Genomic DNA, 11,882 nt, shown 5'->3' with positions numbered 1-11,882 from the left:
TATATGCCTGATTAGCGTTTTGAAGCTATCAGGCGCTCGGCTGCGATCAGTCGCCCAGCTCAACGGCCATGTTACGAACTCCACGCATAATCATAGTATCCATATACTCGTACTCATCATCAGCTAGCTTCAAGTCCGGAAATTGCTGGATCAACCGGCTGATAGCAATCTTTCCCTCAAGTCGCGCAAGAGGCGCGCCCATGCAAAAATGCGCACCGTAGTTGAATGTTAGATGATGGTTCGGCTTGCGCGAGATGTCGAATACATCAGGCTCATCGAAGGCATCCAGGTCATGATTTGCGGCATGGATCATGACGAATACACGCTGCCCACTTTCCAGCCATTTGTCATGAAACTGATGAGATTCTTTGACGATACGCACAGATGCTCCTGTCGGTCCGTCATAGCGAAGCATCTCCTCAACGGCACTCTCCATGAGCTCAGGTCTATCCCGCAGTAGCGCTAATTGGCCGGGATGCAGGAGCAATGAGCGAACACCGTTGCCAATCAGGTTAGTAGTGGTTTCATGCCCACCAAACAGAAACAACATTGACGTGCCGATCACTTCGTCTTCAGTTAATGTGCCATCGGAATCACGCATAGCCAGCAGTTTAGTAATGATATCGCTACCGGGATGTTCCTCGCGCTCTCGAATAATCTGCCTAAAGTACGCTGCCATTTGAATCGCACCCTCTTCCGCCAATGCATACTTATGCGGTGAAGTGGTCGCGCTACCGATGAACAGCTGCATCTTATTTGACCAGTCCTTCAAGCGCTCCATATCTGATTGGGGCAAACCCAGCATCTCGAGAATGACCATCGCAGGCAGCGGATAGGCGAACTCCTCAATAAAATCTATCTGTTTCTTGCCCTTAAGTTCTGCCAGCAGGTGATCAACCGCAGCGCCAATAAAGTCCGACATTTCAGCCACTGCCTCAGGCGTAAATACCGTTCTCATAAGCTGGCGCAAGCGGCTATGCTCTGGTGGATCTTTGAACGCAACCCAAGTGTTCAAGTAGCGTATAAGCTCCTTGATAGGCTGTTGGCGTTCCGGTGGCATCGCTTCATAAAACGGCGAGATACGATCGGCAGAGAAATTGTCATTACGCAGGACTTGCTTAACATCATCATGGCGGGTGATGACCCAGGCGCGCAAAACGTCCGACCAGTAGACGGGCTCAGATTGCTGTAATCGGCGTAAATGCGGGATAGGATCATTGATGGTGGCAGGGTCCCGGGGATCGTAAATAAGCGTCGCGTCATGCACCGATGATTGATCTTTAGGCATGCAGAATTCTCTCGTTTCACTGGTCCGGTAAGAGAAATATGCTAGCATGAGGCTATTGCTTAACCAAGCGAACATTTGGTTGTTTCTGGGGGAATGATGGCTCAATTGGATGACACGCAGGTCTACCTGCCGGAGATTTGGGCCAGCCATGCTCGCTTCCGTGGCAACCACCTCGCCTTGGTCTGCGGAGATGACCGGCTGACTTGGCGAGAACTGAATAGCGCAATGAATTGTATTGCCAATCAACTGCTGGAGATGGGCATCGGGAGCGGCGACAAAGTTGCCATACTGATGAACAATTCAACGGAGATGTTCAAGATTCTATTTGGCATTACCAAGGCGGGCGCCTGCGTAGTGCCGATCAGCACACTCCTCACCGATCAACAGATAGCAACCCTGCTCACGGATTCCGGAGCACAGGTGCTGTTTGCTAGCGCAGATGCCAGCGAGCTGGCCCAGTCTGCCACCGCTAAGGTTGACTCACTGCGCACTGACGGCAAGATAGGCTATGGCTTTGAGGCCACGGGCTGGCAGGACTATCGACAATGGCTGAAAGACGCTCCAGATCATGAGCCGAGGGTAAGATATGATCTGGGCGACGAGTTCAATATTATATATTCCTCGGGCACGACTGGTGAGCCAAAAGGCATCGTGCAGACCCATCGCGCGCGACAGCACTGGTCTTATTCTAACGCGCTGGAACTCCGTTTCACGCACACGTCGATTGCGCTGGCCACCACCTCGCTGTATTCAAATGGCACCTGGTTTATGTTGCTGCCACCTATGTTTGTCGGTGCCACTATCGTTGTGATGGAGAAGTTCAGCCCCCGGGAATGGCTCAGCGTGGTTGAACGTGAGCGAGTGACCCACTCCTTCATGGTGCCTACCCAGTTTGTGGCCACACTGGAATTTCCAGCACTTGATGACCACGACATATCTTCGTTAAACCAAATTTTATCGGCGGGATCACCGCTGCGACCCGATACCCGAGACGCAATTCTCCAACGCATAACGCCCGGTTTGTTTGAACTCTATGGATTCTCCGAAGGCTTCGCCACCATCTGCCGGCCTGAACAAATGGACCACAAAGGCTCCGTGGGAACTCCCGTGGTTGGCTTCGACTTACGCATCATTGATGAAGAAGATAACGAAGTTCCACCCAACCAAACCGGAGAGATTGTCGGCTATGGCGCTGGTCTCATGCGGGAGTACCATAACAAGCCCGAGATCACCGCCGCAGCAATCTGGCGCGATGAACGAAACCGGACATTCCTGAGAAGTGGAGATATCGGCAAGGTCGACGAGGATGGTTTTCTCTATATTCTGGACAGAAAAAAAGACATGATTCTGTCCGGAGGGTTTAATATCTTTCCCAAGGATATCGAGACTGTGGTAGGCCAACATCCCGACGTTTCCGAGGCTACTGTGATTGGTATTCCACACGATAAGTGGGGAGAGACACCCTTGGCACTGATAATCGCCGCACCCGGCGCAACCCCCGACCTTGACGCAATCTGCGAATGGTCAAACTCTCAACTGGCAAAAACACAGCGTATACACACCATTGAACTGCGTGATGAGTTCCCTCGGAACGCTCTTGGCAAAGTGATCAAACGCGAGTTGCGCACCCCCTATTGGAGCCAATCGTGACCGGGGTCTATGTAATCGGCGCCGTCAGCACCAGCTTTGGCAAGCGCCCGGAAGACAGCATCAAGGCGCTGACTCGAGAGGTTTACCTGCAGGTGATGCAAGATGCAGATGCAATTACCGCCAGTGAGATAGAGTCCTGCTGGTTTGGTAATTGCGGGATGTGGACAGACCAGCAGGGCAGCATTCGTGGGCAAGTCGCTCTCACACCGCTGGTTCGCGAAGGATTATTTCCGGAACGCGTACCCGTTACCAATGTGGAGGGTGGCTGCGCCACCGCCTCGATGGCCTTTAATGGTGCTTGCAAGGACATCATGTCCGGCACAACTGACGTTAGCTTGGCGCTGGGTGTTGAGAAGACCTACTTTCCGGACAACCCGGAAAAGACCAACCTGCTGTATTGCGGCGGCATCGATCAGTACGACCCTCAAGAATGGGAAGAATACTATCGCAACGCAGGTGCTGAAGCTGGAAAAGCATTTGAACCGGCCCCTGACCGCACGATATTCATGGACACTTACGCCATGCAAGCGAGCTATCATATGAAGCGTTACGGCACGACTGCTGAGCAAATTGCTGTCGCCGCCGCAAAAAATCACTGTTACGGCGCCTTGAACCCCCGCGCCCAGTACAGATTCAAAATGACTGCACAAGAGGTTCTGGCCGATCGACCTGTAACAGCGCCACTAACTCGTGCGATGTGCGCACCGGTGGGTGACGGAGCCGCAGCGGCACTGTTGGTTTCTGAAAAAGTGTTCAAGCGTTTGCCAGGTTCAGTGCAGGCCAGAGCTGTCAGGGTCGCCGCAACCACCTTGTCTGGTGGTAAATATCGTACGCTTGAAGAACCGGGCCTGAGCAAATTCGCTGCCAGAAAGGCGTACGCTCAGGCCGGCATTAGACCTGCCGATATTGATGTGGCAGAGGTTCACGACGCGACCTCCTTTTGTGAGATCTATCAGTCGGAGATGTTGGAATTTTGTGATGAAGGAGAAGGCGGAGCTTTTATTGAAAGCGGCGCAACCGGGCCTGGAGGTCAACTGCCCATTAATACCTCAGGAGGGTTAGTGTCCAAAGGTCACCCAGTGGGAGCGACGGGACTGTCTATGATTGCCGAACTCACGGAACAACTCAGAAGAGAAGCCGGTGCACGCCAGGTGGATGGCGCCCGCTACGCGCTGGCTGAAAATGGCGGCGGCGTTATGGGCTTCGACGAGGCCGCCTGCTCGGTAATTATTCTGGAGGCAAACTAATTGTCGGCGCCGAAATCAAAGCGCATGACCCTCGGCTCGGCCGCAGGAATCAAGGACTTACCAGGTTTCTTTGCATAGCCTGCACCCGAGTGCTTTAGTGACGATAGAAGTATATAATTTTCCGACCAAGCGTTTGCTAGATTTACAAGGTGACCCCCATGCAGTCAAGTAATATCCTCGAGAGCAAGAGCCGTACACTCTATGGCGAGATCGAAAACGCGAACAGCAACCTGATGGAGTGGCGCGAGGTAGAAGGCCAGCCAGGCAATTACCTGAAGGTGTTAGTCATCGACGAAAAACGCCATCGCGTGGATTTTCTGTTCAAGCAAGACCCCCATGCCGAGTTCGCCAAACACAATCATTGCTGTACTGCCGTAGCCTACACACTGGATGGCCTCTGGGGCTACCGCGAGGGAGAGGAACAGCACTTCAAGGGGACCTATTCCTATGAGCCTCCTGGCAGTGCACACACACCATTTGCGTCTGAAAAGGGCATGACCGTCTACGCAAGCTTCCAGGGCACTAGCCCAGATATGCTTGAAATACTCGACGAAGACAACAAGGTTATTGACGTGTTAACCATAGATTTCTTCAAACAGTATTACCAAGACTGATATAGTCGCCCACCATTATTTAGAGGGCACACCGATGCCTCCCCCTAGGGCAAAAAATACACAAGCCCGCGGCGACAATCGTCGCAACAAGGTACTGGAAGCGGCTGCTCGATTATTTGCCAGCAAAGGTTATGCCGGCACCTCTATACGTGATATCGCTGCTGAAGTCGGCATTTTGTCGGGCTCGCTGTACTATCATTTCCCGTCCAAGGAAGCGATGCTCATAGCTGTTCACGCAAAAGGCGTAGAGCAAGTTACCAGTGCCGTAGTGGCAGCACTTGAGGAGTCACCTCCAGAGCCCTGGGGTCGGTTCACATCGGCGTGTACCGCGCACTTGGAAATACTGCTGAGTGAAAGTCCCTTCAGTCTGGTGGTGACACCACAATTTACACGAGAGTTTGAGGAGCCCCTCAGGTCAGAACTTATTGCCCAGAGGGACTCTTATGAAAAGCTTTTCTCCGAACTGATCAGCACCCTGCCATTGCCGGCCAATATCGACCGTCGCTATTTCAGGCTTACTATTCTGGGCAGCTTGAACTGGGCGCCAACCTGGTACCATCCCGGAAAGAACTCCCCAACGGCAATAGCCAGCGAAATGATCGACATTTTTCGCTACCAGCTGGATCCGACCGCCAACAGACAACCGTAAGCGTTGCCAGCCTTCGCAAGAATGTTTAGCCCCAAAAAAATAATCGAGAACGCTGCTTCACAAGGCCCTGCGCTCGAACGCGACAAGCTCAGAATGAGTTGCAAGGTGAACGGGGACCCACAGCCACACAGCTTAACTTCCCGACCTCAATATTAGAGTCAGGTATTATTGCGTTATCCAATATATTTCAGAGCCAAAAGCACCCGGTATCGAACAGCTGTCGCTACCTTTGCCTTGGACCCGGCTCCTGCGTCGCTAAATTAATAGAGTGGGCCCGCTAGCGCGAATACGTGACCAGAGTCGTGCACGCACATACAATTGCACGACGGCGCTAGAAGTAAGAATTGCCGGATTTTTGCTGGTTCCAGCGTTCCTCGATGCGCAGTATATACTGACGCTGCTTGCAGCCACTGGAAGATGTACTAGACTCACGGGCACGTACTTTCTAATTTTATCCATTAATTGAATGAAGGACCAACCACTCTATGCCTCTCGCAGCGGCCGTACATGAACTTCACCGCAAGGTCAGGTGCACAGATCAAATTCAAATAAGGTATTGTCGCCGCAGTTTCCCGATGCCAGTTAGATTTAATCCAGCGCTGCTCATTGCCTGGGTTGAAAACCGTTTGGCATGTGGTGACTTGGAATTAATGAATGAAGTAACTATAGACATTGACGGTAAATGGGAGAACTTCCGTTTCCCACCTCCCGAAATACTTTAACGAAACTAAAAACTAAAGAGGACTATGCGATGAGTATACGTGCAGCGTTTAAAAAAGTAGGGGACGCTATTGACGATTTAAGTAGCCTCCACGTACAAACCTACACAGGTTCAGTTTCGGTAGATCTGGACAGTCTCCCCGACGATGTTAACGGCATGGACAGGGTGCGGGATGCCGTGAAGGCTGCCAGAGCAGCGGGTACAATAAGTTTGGTCGCAGAGGCTTTCTTTCAGTTTGATGGTGACTCATACAACTTCCTGTCTAGCGAAGATGTGTCACCCAGTGCACTGGCAATGCACACCGCAGCCGTAGAGTCCGGATTGGAGACCCGGCTTGGACTAGCCGAACTCGTTAAAGGCGTGTTTGACTGATAGTGGCCCTACCTGAATTTCCCGGTGGGCTGCGCGCCCCCAGTGATTTCTCTACCCAAGAACCACCGCAGTTGGACGACTACGCCGACCTGGAAGATCTGTTGGGCGCGGCGGAGCGCGACGCAATCCTTGATGTAGCCGCAGAAGATAAAAGCAAGGCATTACAAGGGCGCGCCAACTTGGTACGAGAAGCGGTTATTGCTGAGAGACTGTGGCTACTGGGTTACTTGGAAGATTCAGGTGACCTCGCTAGTTCGCCCCAGCGCGAGGAGCGGGAACGTTTTCTCCACTCGATTACTTTGTTTCAGAGCGGTGCAGGAATTGGAGTAGACCAATGGAGCGGCGAACAAACCTGGCAAGCCCTGCAAGAGCTGGTAACTTTTGAAAACCCTACCAACGTTGCCAAATATTTTGATGATGATACCCCTCGCCCCGCGCTGGTTCGGGCAACCCGACTTCGGCTGTGGTCGCTAGGTTTCCTGAACAGAAAGCCCACGTCAAAACTAAAGTCTGAGGAATTCCCGACGGAGGCTATGGAAAAATTCTGGCGTATTTGCCTGCGCTTTAAACTGGAAGCCCCCGACCGGCCTCAGCCAGCGCTGTTTGACTCAATCCACAAGCTGTTTGATCAGGACCAGTTACTTGAAGCTGTCGCCGCAGCGGGCAAACGACAGCAAGTGGGTGGCAGGCAAAGATGGGTCTTTTCTTATCTAAAGCTTAGCAAGGAAAGACGTCGAATTACCGACCCCGAAGTTCAATCTTTCCTGGTCTGTCTGGCGAAGATTGAATTGTGGTTGCTAGGCTTCAACATCGACATTAATCCAAGGCGAAATTTCCCTGTCTACTTATTTGCCGGCAGCACAACACGGCGCAATCGCAAAGTCAGCGCTGCGCTGAGTCAATTCTGGGCTCAGTTTGGTCCAGCAAAAGTGACGTCAGGTTCAGATATCTCCAAGACTCAGCGACGGCAACAAGAAAGGGACAAGGCACGCCTCGAGGAATGCATAACACCCGAGTTATTCAAAGCTCTGGCCGAGCCGAGTCTTGCGGCAACTAAAGCAGGCGCCAGCAGCAACCAGACAACGTCACCAGAGAATGAGCTTCAGAGCAAAGAACTTAGTCGTGAAGTCTCAGAGAGATTGCAGACTCACCAGCAGATTGATAGCGCATGGACGAAAGGAAAGAGCCTTGGCATGAAACTATGGGACGGAGCCCGTCGACTCTGGAAATGGTTACGCCGCGGCTTGCTAAAAATACTGGAAATCGGGCATAACATCGTACGCGCGTTCTTTCGTTATTCGATGAAGGCATTTGAAATCGCCAGACTAGCGCTGAAAACGGTCACTGAGTCGGTCAATCAGTACGCCACCGGACAGATAAAGACACAAACCGAAGTGCAAATTCTACTGGCCCGAGACGGTGATATGCGGGTTACTTTTCCTGCGGAGACTCATGCCCAGGATCTAATCGCAGCAACCACCCGATTACGCCATTTTGGCGTCGCGTTTCATCTCAGTTGTAGAATTCTTACGGCCATATTGCGAGCTTTTCGGGCAGCAGTAATCGGCGCAACAGGCTGGGCTAGAATGCTCTGGATGCTGGTTCGAAGCTACCGTGACATACGACCTTTGTACAAGGAACTGACCGCTATGCCCTAATAGGCCGAACGCCAGCGCGTTGAATACTGATCTATAGCAGTCATCTTTAGCTATTGGGAGCGACGGGCAACCGCGAACTGCCAGACCCAGGCAACGCCCACGGCAGCTGGCCCTACCAGCAGACCGGGCAGAATATGGAACGACAGTATGTGCGCTGGCACATACATGCACGCCAGTTGCATATAGAGCGCTGGAAGCATGCCCGCTACAATACCGGCTGCCATTGCGGTTCGAAACGGTTGCAGCGGGCAGTACCGCCGGATCAAACCGATGGCGACAAGCATCGGTGGAGCAGCATAAACAAAGGTTTCCCAGACGCACCGATCACGCTTACCCGCCATAGAGGGTTCCAACGCCGGGCTATAGAGGCCGAACAGATAGAAACCGATCCAAGCGAGCAGCAATCCAACGGCAATGCGGGCCAACCATCGAGAGAGTCCACCGGGTACCGCTGAACGAAACGCCGCCAGCGAACCTGCGATGAAAGCTGTAATACCCAGCACCGTTTCAAACGTGAAACGCCCACCTGACAGTAACTGATCCAGGGAGCTGTCCCGTACCGGACCCATCAAGTGAATAACGCCAACGACAAACGCAGCGCTCAACACCAACCATCCCAGCCAGATATGATCAATACGCGCCGGCGGCGCGACCGCCTGAAGATTGCGACTCAGGGCCTGTATAAGGTCGTCATCTGAAGTCATAATTTTTCTGCCTCTACAAGGCGTTTCAAGCGGCCTATGCCGCGATGAACCCGGACCTTCAAAGCACCCTCCGAAATTTTCAACTGCGCCGCCGCCTCGGTAACGCTGTAACCCTTAAGCTTGGTCAGAATGATCGCATCACGATAGTCTGGTGAAAGTGCCCTCAACAGATAACCAGAGACTATTTGCGCTTCAAGCGGATTTGTCTCCAGTATTTGCTCCGTCGACAGCTGCTCGTGAGCCTGCCGTGTTACAAGATCACGACGGCGCCGCTGTCCGCGCAGTACATCGATTGCCTTGTAGCGAACGATAGCAAAAAACCACGGTCGAAATTTCCGTCCAGCATCATAGCTGTGACGCGCTTCATGAATAGCCACCAGGCAATCCTGTACGCAGTCATCGACAAATTCCGCACGCCCGAATCGGCTGCTCAGGTAACGACGCACAACATGCGCCAGCTCGGTAAGTAATTCTCTATAGTCTGCCTCATCGCCCGCCTGCGCGCTGCGCATAAGCCTCGCCCAGCGATCCTCCTCAGAATCGATGTCTTTAGTTGAGTCTTCAGTCATTCCGCGTGAATCAGCCCGGCTAAAAAAATTCGGACGCCTTAGCGTCTCCCGAGCCCTTTGACCACGACATGCCTTGCCTGGTTCCACGATCCTCAGACAATATTGTGCTGCAAAGAGACCGTCAAATCAGCACCCAATGCGCCAAACTGCTGCGAATACAGCCCGTTTATGCGCTCTATCCGGGAAATAGGGAAGGCTGCCCGGCAGAAGCCGGGAAGCCAGGATGGTTAACTAGCGCTAAGCCTTTCTGCGGGCGCGCTTGGTGAAACCCAGTCCAGCAAGTGCCGCTGCAAACAGCGGGAACGCAGCCGGCAGAGGTACAGGGCTTGGAGTAAAGCCGATTCGATAGATTTCGGTATCAGCCGTCAACTGGGAATCAAATGTGTAGCCCGCCCCCGTCAGCATGCCATTGAAGCCAAACAGCTCAGCGAAGTTAAACGCAACCACTGAATTCTGGTCTGCGCGCAGGCTATTGTCGCCAACAAAGGCTGCAGCAGCGGGGTCGAAGACCTCGGAGCCAGCGTCCCAGATGTCACCTGCTGTAATCACGATTTCAGTCAGTAGCAGACCACCCTGATCATCGAACAAGTTGTAGGCCATCGGGTTGTCATTGCCGATGAAGAAGTCATTACTAGGCACAACCATCGACGCGAAAGTAAAGTAACTGTTGCTATCGGTGTCTACGGTGAAGTCGTTGCTGGCTGTACCGCCTGGCTGCAGCAGACCACCGACCGAACCAAGCACGGCGCCAGAGTCAGCAGCTTCAAAGGCAGGAAACCACGCCGACCCACTGCCTCCCTCGGCAACCGACTTGATCGCGTCACCCGCAGCGGAACCGAGGTCAAAAGAGTCGAAGCTGCCATTGCCGAATCCCACGTGTAATGGCGCGAAAGAAACGCTGTTGGCTGGAACCAGGCTCTCAACATTGACAGTCAGTTGTACGTTGGCTGCCTGTGCCGACCAGGATGCACACAACAGTGCTCCGGCGGCAAAGTATCTTGCTTTAATTGTCATGAAAATTCCCTCTTAGGGTGATTGCTTTGGGTGATTATGTTTAAGGGGCTTCCAATGAGCCACCTGCATAGTAATTCGCCGCAGCGGCCAAAAAGGTTACAGCTGTCGAGAAAATAGCTTGAGAATATACCAGGAGCTCGGGCTAGAGATCGCGCCGACTAACCCCTGGCACTTGCAGCGCCAAACCGGGACCATAAACCTTCGCTGGAGTCTGGAAGCCAGGCTCCCACTGCCCATCAATAATATTCCGGGCAATAATCAGCGAACTGTGGAATGTCAGCAAGTAGGCCTCTGGAGTAATCATCTCAGCACTGAAGCTTTCACCGGCTGCGTTGATTGCCGTTGCCACCAGCTGAGTCTGCCGTTTCGCCTGCGCCTCAGGGGGTGGGCCCTCCGGAAAGTACTTGTCTATCATCCAGATCAGCAGGTTCTTGCCCCACTCTCGCTGGGCAACCCAGAGCACCCAGCCAGGCAGTTCACCCTCCTGGACCTGGTAGATTTCAATGTTAGGAATACCGGTGCTTACCCAAGAAGTCATCATATCGGCCCAGGGTATCTGCACCAGCGTCTCTGTCTGTCCGTCGACTTCGCGTGTGATCACCTTAGGCTGGCCCATCGCTACCATTTCGCCGTTCTGGCGTGACAATATAGGACGCGACAGCATTTCCAGGCCCGACTTCAGCGTACCGCGGCTGGCCGCCGCTCCTTCGACGGCAGTGTAGTTACCGTTCATCACTACGGTGAGCTCGATCGGATTATCTAGCTGGCCTGCGACGTAGAGGTTGAGGCAATCCGTTGGCACGACGTCATAACCCACAGCAGGCATCACCATGATACCTGCATCCAGAAACTCCTGATCCCGGTCCAGCTGCGCCTGTATAACGTGGTTCTCACCCGTCAGGTCGACGTAGTGCGTTTTCGCTTCAATAGCTGCATTGATCATCGGCTCAGAGGTATAGGTATAGGGCCCCGCAATATGCATTACCAGCTCAAACTGATTGAGCACCCGCACCAGATTGTCGTGATTGTCATCCAAACTCAAAGTGATGTAGTCGTAACCCACCTCTTCGGCCAGCGCCTTGAGCTTGGTTTCATTACGACCCGACAGGACCGGCGTGATCCCGTAGTCTGCAGCCAGGCGTGAGATTCCAGTACCGGTGAAGCCATAGGCTCCATATATCAGTACTTTACCCTTTCGATCATGAGGCAATTTTTCGAGAACATCTGCAGACAGCGCGACTGAATCGCCCAGCGCGATGCCCGAACTGCCTACCGTTAGCGCCAGTGTGACAAACAGAATTTTCGATAATGTACTAGCAACTTTCACAGCGTTTCGGCTCCTGATAATTATTTTGGAATGGAATAAATCACGTTTATAGGTTTTGTTGCACACATT

11 protein-coding genes are annotated in these 11,882 nt (G+C 52.9%); 6 read left to right on the top strand and 5 right to left on the bottom strand.

The window, feature by feature from the left end; all coding sequences use genetic code 11:
- Nucleotides 1-46: 46 nt before the first annotated feature.
- Nucleotides 47-1,288 carry a cytochrome P450 gene (locus EYC98_RS07480; protein ID WP_279244694.1) on the bottom strand — a complete coding sequence of 414 codons (1,242 nt, stop codon included), beginning with the start codon at nucleotides 1,286-1,288 and terminating at the stop codon, nucleotides 47-49.
- A 96-nt stretch (nucleotides 1,289-1,384) separates the two neighbouring features.
- Here EYC98_RS07480 and EYC98_RS07475 point away from each other — a divergent pair, with 96 nt between their 5' ends.
- The 6 genes from EYC98_RS07475 (at nucleotide 1,385) to EYC98_RS07450 (ending at nucleotide 8,199) form a co-directional block, all read left to right on the top strand.
- Nucleotides 1,385-2,938, top strand: a complete 1,554-nt coding sequence (locus EYC98_RS07475; RefSeq protein ID WP_279244693.1) for a class I adenylate-forming enzyme family protein — start codon at nucleotides 1,385-1,387, stop codon at nucleotides 2,936-2,938.
- Complete coding sequence (locus EYC98_RS07470; RefSeq protein ID WP_279244692.1) at nucleotides 2,935-4,185, top strand: thiolase family protein; 1,251 nt, start codon at nucleotides 2,935-2,937, stop codon at nucleotides 4,183-4,185. Before EYC98_RS07475 ends, EYC98_RS07470 begins: the two co-directional genes overlap by 4 nt.
- A gap of 158 nt (nucleotides 4,186-4,343) precedes the next feature.
- On the top strand, nucleotides 4,344-4,799 hold the full coding sequence (locus EYC98_RS07465) for a cupin domain-containing protein (RefSeq protein ID WP_279244691.1): 456 nt from the start codon (nucleotides 4,344-4,346) through the stop codon (nucleotides 4,797-4,799).
- A 34-nt stretch (nucleotides 4,800-4,833) separates the two neighbouring features.
- Nucleotides 4,834-5,448 carry a TetR/AcrR family transcriptional regulator gene (locus EYC98_RS07460; RefSeq protein WP_279244690.1) on the top strand — a complete coding sequence of 205 codons (615 nt, stop codon included), beginning with the start codon at nucleotides 4,834-4,836 and terminating at the stop codon, nucleotides 5,446-5,448.
- 751 nt (nucleotides 5,449-6,199) lie between these two features.
- Nucleotides 6,200-6,541 (top strand): hypothetical protein, encoded by a 342-nt coding sequence (locus EYC98_RS07455; protein WP_279244689.1) that lies wholly within the window; start codon nucleotides 6,200-6,202, stop codon nucleotides 6,539-6,541.
- A gap of 2 nt (nucleotides 6,542-6,543) precedes the next feature.
- Entirely contained in the window at nucleotides 6,544-8,199 is a 1,656-nt protein-coding gene (locus EYC98_RS07450; RefSeq protein ID WP_279244688.1) for a hypothetical protein, read from the top strand.
- A 50-nt stretch (nucleotides 8,200-8,249) separates the two neighbouring features.
- On the opposite strand, the gene EYC98_RS07445 is transcribed toward EYC98_RS07450, so the two are convergent.
- The 4 genes from EYC98_RS07445 to EYC98_RS07430 form a co-directional block, all read right to left on the bottom strand.
- Nucleotides 8,250-8,903: an NrsF family protein gene (locus EYC98_RS07445; RefSeq protein ID WP_279244687.1), complete on the bottom strand. Its 654-nt coding sequence runs from the start codon at nucleotides 8,901-8,903 to the stop codon at nucleotides 8,250-8,252.
- Nucleotides 8,900-9,472 (bottom strand): RNA polymerase sigma factor, encoded by a 573-nt coding sequence (locus tag EYC98_RS07440; RefSeq protein ID WP_279244686.1) that lies wholly within the window; start codon nucleotides 9,470-9,472, stop codon nucleotides 8,900-8,902. The genes EYC98_RS07445 and EYC98_RS07440 overlap by 4 nt, the downstream gene beginning before the upstream one ends.
- A 237-nt stretch (nucleotides 9,473-9,709) precedes the next feature.
- Nucleotides 9,710-10,486, bottom strand: coding sequence for a spondin domain-containing protein (locus EYC98_RS07435; RefSeq protein WP_279244685.1), 777 nt, complete (start codon nucleotides 10,484-10,486; stop codon nucleotides 9,710-9,712).
- A 142-nt stretch (nucleotides 10,487-10,628) separates the two neighbouring features.
- Complete coding sequence (locus tag EYC98_RS07430) at nucleotides 10,629-11,813, bottom strand: saccharopine dehydrogenase family protein (protein ID WP_279244684.1); 1,185 nt, start codon at nucleotides 11,811-11,813, stop codon at nucleotides 10,629-10,631.
- Nucleotides 11,814-11,882 lie beyond the last annotated feature (69 nt).

Origin of the sequence: Candidatus Litorirhabdus singularis, from assembly GCF_026262625.1 — a bacterium.
GTDB lineage: Bacteria > Pseudomonadota > Gammaproteobacteria > Pseudomonadales > Halieaceae > Litorirhabdus > Litorirhabdus singularis.
This window is presented reverse-complemented; position numbering and strand designations above follow the sequence as displayed.

What these genes read in the sequence shown, in the direction of transcription:
- EYC98_RS07480 (WP_279244694.1), bottom strand. Translation starts at nt 1,288, where the DNA reads ATGCCTAAAGATCAATCATCGGTGCATGACGCGACGCTTATTTACGAT.
- EYC98_RS07475 (WP_279244693.1), top strand. Translation starts at nt 1,385, where the DNA reads ATGGCTCAATTGGATGACACGCAGGTCTACCTGCCGGAGATTTGGGCC.
- EYC98_RS07465 (WP_279244691.1), top strand. Translation starts at nt 4,344, where the DNA reads ATGCAGTCAAGTAATATCCTCGAGAGCAAGAGCCGTACACTCTATGGC.
- EYC98_RS07460 (WP_279244690.1), top strand. Translation starts at nt 4,834, where the DNA reads ATGCCTCCCCCTAGGGCAAAAAATACACAAGCCCGCGGCGACAATCGT.
- EYC98_RS07455 (WP_279244689.1), top strand. Translation starts at nt 6,200, where the DNA reads ATGAGTATACGTGCAGCGTTTAAAAAAGTAGGGGACGCTATTGACGAT.
- EYC98_RS07445 (WP_279244687.1), bottom strand. Translation starts at nt 8,903, where the DNA reads ATGACTTCAGATGACGACCTTATACAGGCCCTGAGTCGCAATCTTCAG.
- EYC98_RS07440 (WP_279244686.1), bottom strand. Translation starts at nt 9,472, where the DNA reads ATGACTGAAGACTCAACTAAAGACATCGATTCTGAGGAGGATCGCTGG.
- EYC98_RS07435 (WP_279244685.1), bottom strand. Translation starts at nt 10,486, where the DNA reads ATGACAATTAAAGCAAGATACTTTGCCGCCGGAGCACTGTTGTGTGCA.